This window comes from Amycolatopsis sp. 195334CR (assembly GCF_017309385.1).
In the GTDB taxonomy this organism is placed as follows: Bacteria; Actinomycetota; Actinomycetes; order Mycobacteriales; family Pseudonocardiaceae; genus Amycolatopsis.
The window spans coordinates 298,961-312,912 of sequence record NZ_JAFJMJ010000003.1 but is presented as its reverse complement, the minus strand read 5'-3'; the positions used below and the strand labels follow the sequence as shown (position 1 = coordinate 312,912).

Below are 13,952 nucleotides of genomic sequence, written 5' to 3'. Positions count from 1 at the left end.
CCGAGGACGGCCGAATTATTGAGTAATACCGGAGGAAATCGTGGCACTTCCCCAGCTGACCGAGGAACAGCGTGCTGAGGCGCTGAAGAAGGCCGCTGCTGCCCGTCGCGCTCGCGCCGAGCTCAAGGAGCGGCTCAAGCGGGGTGGCACCACGCTGGTCGACGTGCTCAAGCAGGCGGACGAGGACGAGGTTCTCGGCAAGATGAAGGTTTCCGCTCTGCTGGAGGCCCTACCCGGCGTTGGCAAGGTCCGCGCGCAGCAGACGATGGAGCGGCTCGAAATCGCTCCTAGCCGTCGCCTGCGTGGACTCGGCGACCGGCAGCGCAAGGCGCTGCTCGCCGAGTTCAGCGGCGAGTGAGCGGCGCGGAACACGGCGGCACCACAGCTGAGGGTGGGCCGGTGGCGGGGAACCGGCACCGGCTCACCGTCGTATCCGGGCCGTCCGGGGTCGGCAAGTCCAGTGTCGTCACCGAGCTGCGCAGGCTGGACCCGGAGATCTTCTTCAGCGTCTCGGTGACCACCCGCCGCCCGCGACCGGGCGAGGTGGACGGCGAGCACTACCACTTCATCGACCGGCCCGCCTTCGACGCCATGGTGGCCAAGGGCGAACTGCTGGAGCACGCCGAGTTCACCGGCAACTGCTACGGCACCCCGCGCGCCCCGGTGGAGAAGGCGCTGGCCGAGGGCAAGCAGGCGATACTGGAGATCGAACTCCAGGGCGCCCGCCAGGTCCGCGTGGCGATGCCGGAAGCCAGGCTGGTCATGCTGGTCCCGCCGTCCTGGGGGGTGCTGGTGGGCAGGCTGACCGGCCGCGGCACCGAAGCGGACGACGCGGTCAAGGCCCGGCTGGCGGAAGCGGAGCGTGAACTGGCCGCGTCCGGCGAGTTCGACGCGACCGTGGTGAACGCCGACGTGAAGACCGCCGCGGCGGAGTTGTTAAGCTTGATGACGAGCTAGCTTGTTTTCCACAACCGTTCAGGAGTACTGCGCGTGACCATCACCCTGGGTGCACAGCACGAGGAACTCGAAGGCATCACCAACCCGCCCATCGACGACCTGCTCGAAAAGGTCAGCTCGAAGTACGCGCTGGTGATCTACTCGGCCAAGCGCGCCCGCCAGATCAACGACTACTACGCGCAGCTCGGCGAGGGCCTGCTGGAGTACGTCGGCCCGCTCGTCGAGCCGGGTCCCCGGGAGAAGCCGCTGTCGATCGCGCTGCGCGAGATCCACGCCGGGCTGCTCGAGCACACCGAGGGCGAATGAGCCAGTCCCCGGGGCGCAAGCCCAGGGTGGTGCTCGGGGTGGGCGGCGGCATCGCCGCCTACAAGGCCTGCGAGGTGCTGCGCGGGCTGACCGAGTCCGGGCACGACGTGCGCGTGGTGCCCACCGAAGCCGCGCTGAACTTCGTCGGTGCGGCCACGTTCGAGGCGTTGTCCGGTCACCCCGTGCACACCGGGGTGTTCAGCGACGTGCCCAGCGTGCAGCACGTGCGGATCGGCCACGAGGCGGATCTGGTGCTGGTCGTACCCGCCACCGCCGACCTGCTGGCCCGGGCCGCCCATGGGCGTGCCGACGACCTGCTCACCGGCACGCTGCTGATGGCGCGCTGCCCGGTGGCGTTCTTCCCGGCCATGCACACCGAGATGTGGCACCACCCGGCCACCCAGGACAACGTGGCGCTGCTGCGCTCGCGTGGCTTGGTGGTCACCGAGCCGGATTCGGGCCGGTTGACCGGGGTGGACAGCGGCAAGGGCAGGCTGGCCGACCCCCGCGAGATCGTCGACCTGGCGAAACTGCTGCTCGCCGCCCCGGACGCGCTGCCGCGCGACCTGGAGGGCGTGCGCGTGGTGGTCTCCGCCGGTGGCACGCGTGAGCCGCTCGACCCGGTCCGCTACCTGGGCAACCGCTCATCCGGCAAGCAGGGCTACGCGCTGGCGCGGGTGGCCGCCCAGCGGGGCGCCGACGTCACCCTGGTCGCCGCGCACACCGTCGACCTGCCCGATCCCGCGGGCGCGACGGTCCGGCACGTGTCCACCGCCGAGCAGCTCGCCGAGACCGTGCGCGCGGAAGCCACGAGCGCCGACGTCGTGGTGATGGCCGCCGCGGTGGCCGATTTCCGGCCGGCGTCGCGCGCGGAGCACAAAATCAAGAAAAGCGACGACGGTGGCGCGCCCACGGTCGAATTGGTGCGCAATCCGGACATTCTGGCCGGATTGGTCGAAGACCGGCATCCCGGTCAGGTGGTGGTCGGTTTCGCCGCCGAAACCGGGGACGCCGGCGGTGACGTACTGCACCACGCCCGGGCCAAGCTTAAGCGCAAGGGCGCCGACCTGCTGGTGGTCAACGCCGTCGGCGACGGCAAGGCCTTCGAGGTCGAGGACAATTCGGGCTGGTTGCTGGGGGCCGACGGAACCGAGGTCCCTATCCCGTTCGGCGCGAAGGCGCAACTGGCCGCCGCGGTGTGGGACGCCGTCGCGAGCTTGCGCAAGACTCAAGGTGTTTGACCGCCGCCGCCCAGTACTCTGATGGGTGACCAGGGGACCCTAAGAAAGGGAAGTGACGAGATCGTGAGTGCGTCGAACCGCAGGCTGTTCACTTCCGAGTCGGTGACCGAGGGGCATCCGGACAAGATCTGCGATGCGATCAGCGACTCGATCCTGGACGCCCTGCTGAGCAAGGACCCGCGCAGCCGGGTAGCCGTGGAGACCCTGATCACCACCGGCCAGGTGCACGTGGCGGGCGAGGTGACCACCGAGGCCTACGCGGACATCCCGACCATCGTCCGCGACGTGATCCTGCGGATCGGGTACGACTCGTCGGCCAAGGGCTTCGACGGCAACTCGTGCGGGGTGAACGTCGCGATCGGCGCGCAGTCGCCGGACATCGCCCAGGGCGTCGACACCGCGTACGAGTCGCGCCTGGAGAACGCGCTCGACGAGATCGACCGCCAGGGCGCGGGCGACCAGGGCCTGATGTTCGGTTACGCGTGCTCGGACACGCCCGAGCTGATGCCGTTGCCGATCGCGCTGGCGCACCGCCTGTCGCAGCGGCTGACCGGGGTCCGCAACAACGGCGTGCTGCCGTACCTGCGCCCGGACGGCAAGACCCAGGTGACCATCGAGTACGCCGGTGACCAGCCGGTGCGCCTGGACACCGTGGTCGTGTCGACCCAGCACGCCGACGGCATCGACCTGGACAAGATGCTCGGGGTCGACGTCAAGGAGCACGTGGTCGCGCCGGAGCTGGCCGAGCTGGAGCTCGACGCCTCCGACGTGCGGCTGCTGGTCAACCCGACCGGGCGGTTCGTCATCGGCGGCCCGATGGGTGACGCCGGGCTGACCGGCCGCAAGATCATCGTTGACACCTACGGCGGCATGGCCCGTCACGGTGGCGGCGCGTTCTCCGGCAAGGACCCGTCGAAGGTGGACCGCTCGGCGGCGTACGCGATGCGGTGGGTGGCCAAGAACGTGGTGGCCGCCGGGCTGGCTTCGCGGGTCGAGGTGCAGGTGGCGTACGCAATCGGCAAGGCGTCGCCGGTCGGCCTGTTCGTGGAGACCTTCGGCACCGAGACGGTGGACCCGTCGAAGATCCAGGCCGCCATCCGCGAGGTGTTCGACCTGCGCCCGGCCGCGATCATCCGCGACCTGGACCTGCTGCGCCCGATCTACGCACCGACCGCGGCGTACGGGCACTTCGGCCGCCCCGAGCTGGGGCTGCCGTGGGAGAGCACGCAGCGCGCCGCCGACCTGCGTTCGATCGCCGGCGCCTGAGCACCACCCGTTCCGCTGAAGCCCTCGGCCCCCATCGGGGCCGGGGGCTTCTTCTGGTAGAGATCAGCACGTGAACGGCGCGACCCCGCTGTGGGACCTCCCCGAGCCGCCCGCCGCCCGGAAGCCCGAGGGACCCGGCGCGGCGGCGCCGAAGCGCGCCACGCCCAAGTCGAAGGCGGCCGCCGCGAAGGCAGCGGCCGCGCAGCGCCGGGGCGCGCAGAAGCCGGCGCCGAGCGAGCCGGTCGCGCGGGTGATCGTGGACGTCCCGCTGGCGCACCTGGACCGGACGTTCGACTACCAGGTGCCGGAGAAGTTCCACGAGACCGCGGTGCCGGGGTGCCGCGTGCGCGTCCGGTTCGCCGGGCAGCTGGTCGACGGCTTCCTGGTCGAACGCGCGGACACCACCGAGCACGTGGGCAAGTTGAGCTTCCTCGACCGGGTCACCTCCAGTGAACCGGTGCTCGGGCCTGAGCTGGCGGCGCTGGGCCGCGCGGTCGCGCAGCGGTACGGCGGCACGCTGATCGACGTGCTGCGGCTGGCCATCCCGCCACGCCACGCGAAAGCCGAAGGCGAGCCGCCGCGCGAGGTCGCGCCGGTGCCCGAGGCACCCGGTTCAACCGGTTGGACCCGCTATCCGTCGGGGGCGCCGTTCCTCGAAGCGCTGGCCGCGGGCCGCCGGGCGCACGCGGTGTGGCAGGCGTTGCCGGGGGAGGACTGGCCGCGCCGGCTCGCCGAGGCGGCGGCCACCGTGGCGGCCGCGGGCCGCGGCGCGGTGCTGGTCGTGCCGGATCAACGCGACCTGAAGCGCCTGCACCGGGCGTGCGCGGAGCTGGTCGGCGAGGACGCGGTGGTCGCGCTGACCGCCGAGAGCGGGCCCGCCGAGCGGTACCGGCGCTGGCTGGCGGTGTCGCGCGGGGCGGTCCGGGTGGTGGTCGGCACGCGGGCCACCATGTTCGCCCCGGTGGACAACCCGGGCCTGTTCGTGGTCTGGGACGACGGGGACGACCTCCATGCCGACCCGCACATGCCCTACCCCCAGGTCCGCGACGTGCTGATGGTGCGGGCGCACGCGAGCAACGCGTCGCTCCTGGTCGCCGGGTTCAACCGGACGGCCGAGGCGCAGTTGCTCGTGGAGACGAACTGGGCGCATCCGATCGTGGCCAGCCGGGAGGAGTTGCGCGCGCGGGCGCCGCGGGTCACGCCCGTGGGGGAGGACTTCGACGTCGCGCGGGACGAGGCCGCGAAGGCCGCGCGCTTGCCGTCCGTCGCCTTCGAAGCGGCGCGCCAGGGCCTGGCCGCCGGCGCGCCGGTGCTCGTCCAGGTACCTCGACGCGGTTACGTGCCGGCACTGGCTTGCGGGCAGTGCCGTACCCCCGCGCGGTGCCGCCGCTGCGCGGGGCCGTTGGTTCTGCCAGGTGGACGCGACCAGGACGGCCCGCGCGCGCCGCACTGCCGGTGGTGCGGCGTGCCGGAGGCGGGCTTCCGCTGCCCGGCCTGCGGCTCGGCGCGACTGCGAGCGGTGGTGATCGGGGCCAAGCGGACCGCCGAGGAGATGGGACGCGCGTTCCCGGGGGTTGCCGTGCGCACTTCCGGCGCGACCGAAGTGCTGGCCGAGGTACCCGCGCGGCCCGCGCTCGTGATCGCGACACCGGGCGCGGAACCGGTCGCCGAGGGCGGTTACGGCGCAGCCCTGCTGCTCGACGGCTGGGCCCTGCTCGGCAGGCAGGACCTGCGCGCGGCGGAGGAAACGCTGCGCCGCTGGATGGCTGCCGCTGCGCTGGTGCGACCGGGTCCCGAGGGCGGCCGGGTGATCGTCGGCGCCGAGGCGGGGCTGACGCCGGTGCAGGCGCTGGTGCGCTGGGACCCGGCTTGGCACGCGAGTGTCGAACTGGGTGAACGTCGCGAGCTGGGCTTCCCGCCAGTGGTGCGGATGGCCAGCGTCGAGGGCAGTCCGGAGACCGTCGCCGCCTACCTCGACGAGATGCGGTTGCCGGAGAGTGTCGAACTGCTCGGACCGGTACCGCTCGGCGAGATCGACGAGGAAGGCCGTTCGGAACGCGAGCGCATGCTGCTCCGGGTGCCGCGCGAAGAAGGCCGCGCGCTCGCTGCGGCGCTGGCGAGCGGGCTGGCCGTGCGCAGCGCGCGCAAGGAGGCGGAGGCGCTGCGGGTGCAGCTCGATCCGCTGGAGTTGATCTAGGCAGGGCCGGCGTCCCGGTCGAGCCAGTCGAGCACGGCGTGCATGCCCGCGTCCCAGTGCGCGGTGAGCAGTTGCGCCGCACGCTCGGTGTCACCCGAGGCGAACTCGACGAGGATCTCGAGGTGCTGGCGGTCGGGCTCGGTGCGGTCGGCCATCTCGCGCATGTAGGTCAGCTCGTATCGCGACAGGTTGGTGCGCACGCGGCCGACCATCTCCTGGAGCTGGAGGTTCCCCGCGGCGGCCACCAGCCCGGCGTGCCAATCGGAGTCGAGCCGCCAGCGCCGGATCGGGTCGGTGCAGTCCTCGAGCTCGGCGAGGAGGCGTTCCAGGTCGCGCACGCGCGACGCGGGGGGAGTGCGCGCGGACCGCACGGCGAGGCTCTCCAGCGCGCCCAGGATCGGGTACAGCTCGGTGGCCTCGCGCCGGTCGAGCGGTCGGACGGTGAAGCCCCTGGCCAGCGCCGACCGCAGGACGCCCTCGGCCTCGAGCCGGAGCAGGGCCTCGCGGACCGGGGTGCGGGAGACGTCCAACTCGCGCGACAGCGCTGCCTCGGTCACGGCGGTGCCGGGTGGGTAGGCGCCCGACCAGAACAGCTCGACGATCCGGGCGTACACGGCGTCGCGCAGGGGCTCGGCGCGGGCGATGGGCGTTGCGGGCACCTGTTCATCGTATACGATAGGCACCATGGTGGCGCTCTCCGCGGCGAACATCGCCGAAGCTGGTCAACTGATTGAACCGGTCTTCCGGAACACCCCGCAGTTCCACGACCCCGTGCTCGACCAGCGGCTCGGCCGCGAGTTGGTGCTCAAGGCCGAGACGCTCAACCCGCTGGGCTCGTTCAAGGGACGCGGCGCGAGCTACTTCGTCCGCGGGCTCGAAGCGGGCAAGGAGATCGTCTGCGCTTCGGCAGGCAACTTCGGGCAGGGCATCGCGTACGCCGCTGCCGCGCGGCGGATCCCGGTCACCGTGTTCACCGCGGAGAACGCCAACGCGGGCAAGATCGCGCGCATGCGAGCGTTCGGCGCGGAGGTCAAGCAGGTCGGCGCCGACTTCGACGTGGCCAAGGACGCGGCCCGCGAGTACGCCGAGGGCGACGGGCGGCTCTTCGTGGAGGACGGCGAGGCGCCGGCCATCGCGGAAGGGGCGGGCACGATCGGTGTCGAACTGGCGCCACTCGAACTCGATACGCTGCTGGTCCCCGTCGGCAACGGCGCGCTGATCGGGGGCATCGGCTGCTACCTCAAAGCGCACGCCCCGCGGACCCGGATCATCGGCGTCTGCGCGGCCGGCGCACCCGCGATGCTGTACAGCTGGCGCGACCGCACCCCCGTCTCCACCGAGAGCGTGCGGACCATCGCCGACGGGATCGCGGTCCGCGTGCCCGTCCCGGCCGCGGTCGAATGGACCGTCGAGTACGTCGACGACATGCTGGCCGTCGAGGAGGCGTCCATCGAACGCGCGATGAGCCTGCTCCGCGAAACCACGGGTCACCTGGTTGAACCGTCCGCCGTCGCCGGGATCGCGGCGTTGCTCGAGCACGACATCCCCGGCGACCGCCTCGGCACGATCATCACCGGCCGCAATTACCCCGGCGATACCGCCTGACGTCCGAGACTGGTGATTTTCGCGGTGCGCTGGGGCAGGATGACGCGCATGCCTGTTCAGCGCAGAACCCTCCGCAGAGTTCTCGCCGTGTCGTGCGCGACGGCACTGCTCACCGCCGGTGCACCCGCGTCGGCCGCGCCCGGTGCGCCGCCGGGCAAGGTCCCGGAGCAGGTCGGCTACCTCGGCGCGGTGTCCAGCATCGACGCCGACGCCAGCCAGATCGGCATCGACGTGCTCCGCCGCGGCGGCAACGCGGTGGACGCCGCGGTCGCCACGGCCGCAGCGCTCGGCGTCACCGACCCGTTTTCCGCGGGGATCGGCGGCGGCGGGTTCTTCGTCTTCTACGAGGCCCGCACCGGCAAGGTGCACACGATCGACGGCCGCGAGACCGCCCCCGCCACCGCGGACGAGAACCTCTTCGTCGAGAACGGCAAGGCCATCCCGTTCGCCGAGGCGGTGACCAGCGGGCTGTCCGTCGGCGCGCCCGGCACCCCGGCCACCTGGCGCGACGCGCTGCGCAAATGGGGCACGCTGCCGCTGGCCAGGGCGATGAAGCCGGCCGAGGACCTGGCCAGGCGCGGATTCACGGTGGACAAGACCTTCCACGACCAGATCGCCAACAACGCCGCCCGGTTCAAGGCGTTCCCGGACACGCGCGACCTCTACCTGCCCGGCGGCGCGCCGCCGGTGGTCGGCAGCAAGTTCGCCAACCCGGACCTCGCCAAGACCTACGGCGAACTCGCCCGCACCGGCACCGCGTCGCTCTACCGCGGCCGCATCGGCGAGGACGTGGTGCGCACCGTCCAGCAACCGCCGGTCGATCCGGCCGCCGGGCTCAACGTGCGCCCGGGCAGGCTGACCAAGTCCGACCTGGAGAAGTACCGCACGGTCGACCGCGAGCCGACGCACACCGAGTACCGCGGGCTGGACGTCTACGGCATGCCGGCGCCTTCGTCCGGCGGGCTGACCGTCGGCGAGGCGCTCAACATCCTCGAAGGCACCGACCTCGCGGACCTGGACAAGGCCGACTACCTGCACCGGTTCCTCGAGTCGACCCGGCTGTCCTTCGCCGACCGCAACCGCTGGATCGGCGACCCCGACTTCGTCGACGTGCCCGCCGACGAGCTGATCGGCCAGGAGTTCGCGGACAGCCGCGCCTGCCTGATCGACCCGGCGCAGGCGCTGGTCAGCCCGGTCGCGCCCGGTGACCCGCGGAACCCGCAGCCGTGCGCGGCAGGCCCCGTCCCGGCGCCGACGCCGTACGAGGGCGAGAACACCACGCACCTCACCGCGGCGGACAAATGGGGCAACATGGTCGCCTACACGCTGACCATCGAGCAGGAAGGCGGCAGCGGCATGGTCGTGCCCGGCCGGGGCTTCCTGCTGAACAACGAGCTGACCGACTTCTCCATGGTCCCGGTGACCCCCGGCGTGCCGGACCCGAACCTGCCCGGCGCCGGCAAGCGCCCGCGGTCCTCGATGGCACCGACGATCGTGCTCAAGGACGGCAAGCCGTTCCTCGCCGCCGGTTCACCGGGTGGCGCGTCGATCATCACCACCGTGCTGCAGGTGCTGACCGGGCGGCTGGACCGCGACCTGTCGCTCGTGGAGGCCATCGCCGAACCACGCGCCTCGCAGCGGAACTCGGACAACGCCCAGGTGGAGCCGGCGTTCCTGAACCAGCCGGAGACCGCGGAACTGAAGGCGCGCGGCCAGGAGTTCGCTTCCGCGCCCACGGAGATCGGCGCGGCGACCGCGGTGGAACGGCTGCCGGACGGCCGCTGGCTCGCCGCCGCCGAAACGGTGCGGCGCGGTGGTGGCTCGGCCAGGGTGGTGCTGCCCGTTCCGCACCCCTGACCGGCGAGATCGGGGCGGACATCGCCGGTGGCTAGACTCGCCGGTGATGTTCGCTCTCGCTGACTTTCCCCCGCCACCCGCCGGAGCCCCCGAGGGGGTCCGATGAGGCTGGTCTTCGCCGGTACCCCGGAACCGGCCGTGCCCGCGCTGCGCGCCCTGCTCGACTCCGGCCGCCACGAGGTCGTCGCCGTGGTGACCCGGCCCGACGCCCAGGCCGGCCGCGGTCGCAAGGTGCTGCGCTCGCCGGTCGGCGCGCTCGCCGACGAGCACGGCATCGAGGTGCTCACCCCGGCGCGCGCGGGCGACCCGGATTTCCTGGCGCGGCTGACCGAACTGGCGCCGGACGCCTGCCCGGTGGTCGCCTACGGTGCGTTGCTACCGCAGTCCGCGCTCGACATCCCGGTGCACGGCTGGGTGAACCTGCACTTCTCGCTGCTGCCCGCCTGGCGTGGTGCCGCACCGGTGCAGGCGGCCGTCCGGGCCGGGGACGAGATCACCGGCGCGTCGACCTTCCGCATCGTCAAGGAACTCGACGCCGGGCCGGTTTTCGGCGTGGTGACCGAGAAGATCGCCGCCTCCGACACCGCCGGGGAACTGCTCGGCAGGCTCGCCGAGTCCGGTGCCCGGCTGCTGCTGTCCACAATGGACGGCATTGAGGACGGCAAGCTGACCGCGGTGGAGCAGGTCGCCGAAGGCGTCAGCTACGCACCGAAGATCGCGGTCGACGACGCGCGGGTATCGTTCACCGATCCGGCGCTGGCGGTGGACCGGCTGATCCGCGCGGTCACCCCGGATCCCGGGGCGTGGGCGGAGTTCCGCGGGGAGCGGTTCAAGCTGGGCCCGGTGTCCATTTCGGACGGCGACGAGCCCGCGCTCGAGCCGGGGGAACTGCGGGTGGAGCGCAAGCGGGTGCTCGCCGGGACCGCCACCAAGCCGGTGGTGCTCGGCCAGGTGCAGGCGCAGGGCAAAAAACGGATGGCTGCCACCGATTGGGCGCGCGGCACGAGGATCGAGCAGGGAGAGCGCCTGACATGACCAGCCAGGAAGGCCCGGGCGACCGGGGCGACAGGCGCGACCACGGCGATCGGCGCGACCGAGGTGACCGGGGTGATCGAGGTGCCCGCAGTGACCGGGGTGGCCGGGACGATCGAGGCGACCAGGGTGCCCGCGGTGATCGAGGTGACCGGGGTGATCGAGGTGGCCGGGACGCCCGAAGCGACCGGGGCGGCCGGGACGACCGTGACCGCGGGGGCCAGCGCGACCGGGGCGGCCGCGGCGGCAGGGAAGGCTACGGGGACCGCAGGCCTTCGGGCGACCGCGGCGGACGCGGTGACCGTACCGACGGGGGCGACCGCGGCGGGTACGGGGGCCGCAACGAGCGTGGTGGTCAAGGCGAGCGAGGTGGCCACGGAGAGCGTGGTGGCCACGGTGCGGGTGGTGGTCGCGGAGAGCGTGGCGACCGCGGCGATCGTGGAGAAAGGCGCCCCTCCAGGCCCCAGCGAGGCCGTCCGGCGCCGCGCAAGGATGGGCCCAGGCGGCCACCGCCGGAGGATCCGGCTCGCCGGGTGGCGCTCGACGTGTTGCGCGCGGTCCGCGAGCGCGACGCCTACGCCAACCTCGTCCTCCCCGACCTCCTCCGCGAGCGCCGGATCAAGGGCCGCGACGCCGCCCTGGCCACCGAGCTAACCTACGGCGCCTCCCGCGCGCAGGGCCTGCTCGACGCCGTGATCGCCGCCTGCATCGATCGACCGCTGTCCAAAGTGGATGGTGCCGTGCTGGACGGTCTCCGGCTGGGTGCCTACCAGCTGCTTCGCACCCGCATCCCCGAGCACGCCGCCGTGACGTCCACTGTGGACCTCGTGCGCGCCGACGCGGGGTCGCACACCGCGGGTTTCGTCAACGCCGTCCTGCGCGCCGTCTCGGCCAAGGACGAAGCGGCCTGGCTCGACGAGCTCGCGCCGTCGCCCGACGAGGACCCGATCGGCAACTTCGCGCTGCGCACCGCGCACCCGCGCTGGGTCGCCCGCTCCTTCGCCGAAGCGCTGGGGGACAAGGGGCCCGAGCTGGAGGCGGCGCTCGCCGCGGATGACGCGCGTCCCGAGGTCCACCTCGTCGCACGACCCGGTGAGATCTCCGCGGACGAACTCGCCGCGATCACCGGCGGCGACCCGGCGCCCTACTCGCCCTACGGCGTGCGGCTGGCCGCCGGTGCCGGTGACCCCGCCGACGCCGAGCCGGTGAAGGAAAAACTGGCCGCCGTCCAGGACGAGGGCAGCCAGCTGTGCGCGGTCGCGGTGACCAAGGTCCCGGTCGACGGCCGGGACGAGCGCTGGCTCGACCTGTGCGCCGGCCCTGGCGGCAAGGCCGCGCTGCTCGGCGCGCTCGCGTCGTTGTCCGGCGCCACCGTGGACGCGGTGGAGAAGGCGCCGCACCGGGCGAACCTGGTCCGCAAGTCCACCGAGGGCCTGCCGGTGACCGTGCACGTCGGCGACGGGCGTGAGCTGGAGCTGGAAGCGGGCTACGACCGCGTGCTGGTCGACGCGCCGTGCAGCGGTCTCGGCTCGCTGCGCCGCCGTCCCGAGTCGCGCTGGCGGCGCCAGCCGTCGGACGTGGCGGAGCTGACCAAGCTGCAGGGCGAGCTGCTCACCGCCGCGCTGGAGCTGGTCCGGCCCGGCGGCATCGTCACCTACGTGGTCTGCTCGCCGCACCTCGCCGAGACCGAGGGCGTGGTGGGCGAGACCGCCCGGCGGGCCAAGGCCGAGACGCTCGACGCGCGCGAGTTCTTCCCCGGTGTGCCGCAGCTCGGCGACGGGCCGTACGTGCAGCTGTGGCCGCACCGCCACGGCACCGACGCGATGTTCTGCGCGGTCCTGCGTCGTCCGGAGACGACCTGATGGATCGAGTGCTCGGGCTCGTCGCCAGTTCGTGTGGCGGGCTCGACACCCGTTTCCGCACCGAGCTCGCCGAACCCGCTGCCGCCAGGGGCTGGCGGCTGGCCATCACGCTCACCCCGACCGCGTCGCGCTGGTTGAACGCGGCGGGCGAACTGGAGCGCCTGCAGGAGCTCACCGACCTCGCCGTGCGGTCGACCTCGCGACTACCCGGTGAGCCGCGGCCGCACCCGGATCCGGCGCACTTCCTGTTCGCGCCCGCGTCGGCCAACTCGGTGGCGAAGCTCGCGCTCGGGCTGGCCGACAACCAGGCGCTGACCGTGCTCGGTGACGCGCTGGGTGAACCGGGCGTGACCATCGCGGTCGGCTACCAGGTGCGCGACGCGCGGTTCCAGCACCCGGCGTGGGCGGGGCACCTGGCCGCGCTCGGCGGTGCCGGGGTGCGGTTGAACCGGTTGGACCACGGCGGTGCGTGGACCCCGGTGCTCGACGAACTGGACGGTTGACCTCAAGTTAACTTGAGCTTCTACGGTCGTCTCGAGACCCGTCGAAACGATCTTGGAGCCACCCATGCGCGCCATCCGCCAGTACGAGTTCGGCCCGGCCGAGAACCTCCGGTACGAGGAGGTCGAGGACCCGAAACCGCGGCACGGGCAGGTGCGGATCCGCGTCCGCGCGGCCGGGGTGCACCTGCTCGACACCACGATCCGCCAGGGCATCGGCGGCGGGCCGATGCCGCTGCCCGAACTCCCGATGACCCCGGGCCGCGAAGTGGCCGGTGTGGTCGACGAACTCGGCGAGGACGCCGACTCGAGATGGCTGGGCAAGCGCGTGGTGGCGCACCTGGGCCCGGCCAGCGGCGGCTACGCGGAACTGGCCGTCGCGCCGGTGACCGCGTTGCAGGAGATCCCGGACGGCGTCACCGACGAGGGCGCCGTCGCCACCATCGGCACCGGCCGGACCGCGATGGCCGTGCTGAACGAGGCGAAGATCACCTCGGACGACGCCGTGCTGGTCACCGCGGCGGCCGGGGGCATCGGCAGCTTCGCCGTGCAGTACGCGCACAACGCGGGCGCGCTCGTGATCGGCCTCGCGCGCGGACCGGAGAAGCTGGCGATCGTCCGTGAACTCGGCGCTGACCTGGTCTTCGACTACTCGGAGGACGACTGGGCCGACCGCGTCAAGGAGGCCCTCGGCGACCGCGAACTGACCGTCGCGCTGGACGGCGTCGGCGGCAGCCAGGGCGAGGTCGCCCTCAAGCTGCTCGGCGTCGGCGGCCGGATGGTCATGTTCGGCTGGTCGGCCGGCCGGGCGCCGGAATTGTCCGCAATGGACTTCTACGGCCGCGGCCTGACCGTCTCGGTGCCGATCGGCCAGCGGATGCTGCGCGTGCCGGGCGCGATGCGCGCGCTGGAGGACCAGGCACTGGCCGAGGTGGCCGCCGGGCGGATCGTGCCGCTGGTCAACGAGCCGATCCCGCTGGCCGAGGTCGCGCGGGCGCACACCGATCTGGTGTCCCGCCGCACCGTGGGCAAGGTCGTGCTCCGCCCGTGACCGGGCGTGTCCCAGCCGTGACGTGAGCATCGCAGCATGCGAGACGGACGCCGGGGGCCGACCTCCTAGACTGCGGGT

Annotated in this window: 14 protein-coding genes; 13 read left to right on the top strand and 1 reads right to left on the bottom strand. The window is 72.7% G+C overall.

What is annotated here, in order from left to right:
• The first annotated feature begins 40 nt into the window (after positions 1 to 40).
• The 6 genes from mihF (at position 41) to JYK18_RS38470 (ending at position 5,967) form a co-directional block, all read left to right on the top strand.
• On the top strand, positions 41 to 358 hold the full coding sequence (gene mihF, locus JYK18_RS38495; protein WP_113691187.1) for an integration host factor, actinobacterial type: 318 nt from the start codon (positions 41 to 43) through the stop codon (positions 356 to 358).
• 41 nt (positions 359 to 399) lie between these two features.
• Complete coding sequence (gene gmk, locus JYK18_RS38490) at positions 400 to 957, top strand: guanylate kinase (RefSeq protein ID WP_307796255.1); 558 nt, start codon at positions 400 to 402, stop codon at positions 955 to 957.
• Between the two features lie 33 nt (positions 958 to 990).
• A complete protein-coding gene (gene rpoZ, locus JYK18_RS38485) occupies positions 991 to 1,263 on the top strand; it encodes a DNA-directed RNA polymerase subunit omega (protein WP_113691188.1) in 273 nt (90 codons plus the stop codon).
• On the top strand, positions 1,260 to 2,504 hold the full coding sequence (gene coaBC / locus JYK18_RS38480) for a bifunctional phosphopantothenoylcysteine decarboxylase/phosphopantothenate--cysteine ligase CoaBC (RefSeq protein ID WP_206808732.1): 1,245 nt from the start codon (positions 1,260 to 1,262) through the stop codon (positions 2,502 to 2,504). The genes rpoZ and coaBC overlap by 4 nt, the downstream gene beginning before the upstream one ends.
• Positions 2,505 to 2,567: 63 nt before the next feature.
• On the top strand, positions 2,568 to 3,770 hold the full coding sequence (metK, locus tag JYK18_RS38475) for a methionine adenosyltransferase (protein ID WP_307796254.1): 1,203 nt from the start codon (positions 2,568 to 2,570) through the stop codon (positions 3,768 to 3,770).
• Positions 3,771 to 3,840: 70 nt separating this feature from the next.
• The gene (locus JYK18_RS38470; RefSeq protein WP_206808729.1) at positions 3,841 to 5,967 is read left to right on the top strand and encodes a primosomal protein N'; all 2,127 of its coding nucleotides are present in this window, start codon (positions 3,841 to 3,843) and stop codon (positions 5,965 to 5,967) included.
• On the opposite strand, the gene JYK18_RS38465 is transcribed toward JYK18_RS38470, so the two are convergent.
• Positions 5,964 to 6,626 carry a GntR family transcriptional regulator gene (locus JYK18_RS38465; RefSeq protein ID WP_206808727.1) on the bottom strand — a complete coding sequence of 221 codons (663 nt, stop codon included), beginning with the start codon at positions 6,624 to 6,626 and terminating at the stop codon, positions 5,964 to 5,966. The genes JYK18_RS38470 and JYK18_RS38465 overlap by 4 nt on opposite strands.
• Before the next feature lie 25 nt (positions 6,627 to 6,651).
• Here JYK18_RS38465 and JYK18_RS38460 point away from each other — a divergent pair, with 25 nt between their 5' ends.
• The 7 genes from JYK18_RS38460 to JYK18_RS38435 all read left to right on the top strand — a co-directional run bounded on the left by JYK18_RS38460 (position 6,652) and on the right by JYK18_RS38435 (position 13,874).
• Positions 6,652 to 7,572 (top strand): threonine/serine dehydratase, encoded by a 921-nt coding sequence (locus JYK18_RS38460; protein ID WP_206808725.1) that lies wholly within the window; start codon positions 6,652 to 6,654, stop codon positions 7,570 to 7,572.
• Positions 7,573 to 7,620: 48 nt separating this feature from the next.
• A complete protein-coding gene (ggt, locus tag JYK18_RS38455) occupies positions 7,621 to 9,429 on the top strand; it encodes a gamma-glutamyltransferase (protein WP_206808724.1) in 1,809 nt (602 codons plus the stop codon).
• Positions 9,430 to 9,531: 102 nt separating this feature from the next.
• Positions 9,532 to 10,464 carry a methionyl-tRNA formyltransferase gene (gene fmt / locus JYK18_RS38450; protein ID WP_206808723.1) on the top strand — a complete coding sequence of 311 codons (933 nt, stop codon included), beginning with the start codon at positions 9,532 to 9,534 and terminating at the stop codon, positions 10,462 to 10,464.
• Between the two features lie 81 nt (positions 10,465 to 10,545).
• Complete coding sequence (locus JYK18_RS47250; RefSeq protein WP_242583942.1) at positions 10,546 to 11,115, top strand: hypothetical protein; 570 nt, start codon at positions 10,546 to 10,548, stop codon at positions 11,113 to 11,115.
• Entirely contained in the window at positions 11,007 to 12,323 is a 1,317-nt protein-coding gene (locus JYK18_RS38445; protein WP_307796343.1) for an RsmB/NOP family class I SAM-dependent RNA methyltransferase, read from the top strand. Before JYK18_RS47250 ends, JYK18_RS38445 begins: the two co-directional genes overlap by 109 nt.
• The gene (locus tag JYK18_RS38440) at positions 12,323 to 12,826 is read left to right on the top strand and encodes a flavoprotein (RefSeq protein WP_206808721.1); all 504 of its coding nucleotides are present in this window, start codon (positions 12,323 to 12,325) and stop codon (positions 12,824 to 12,826) included. The genes JYK18_RS38445 and JYK18_RS38440 overlap by 1 nt, the downstream gene beginning before the upstream one ends.
• Positions 12,827 to 12,890: 64 nt before the next feature.
• Positions 12,891 to 13,874: a zinc-binding dehydrogenase gene (locus JYK18_RS38435; RefSeq protein ID WP_206808720.1), complete on the top strand. Its 984-nt coding sequence runs from the start codon at positions 12,891 to 12,893 to the stop codon at positions 13,872 to 13,874.
• Positions 13,875 to 13,952 lie beyond the last annotated feature (78 nt).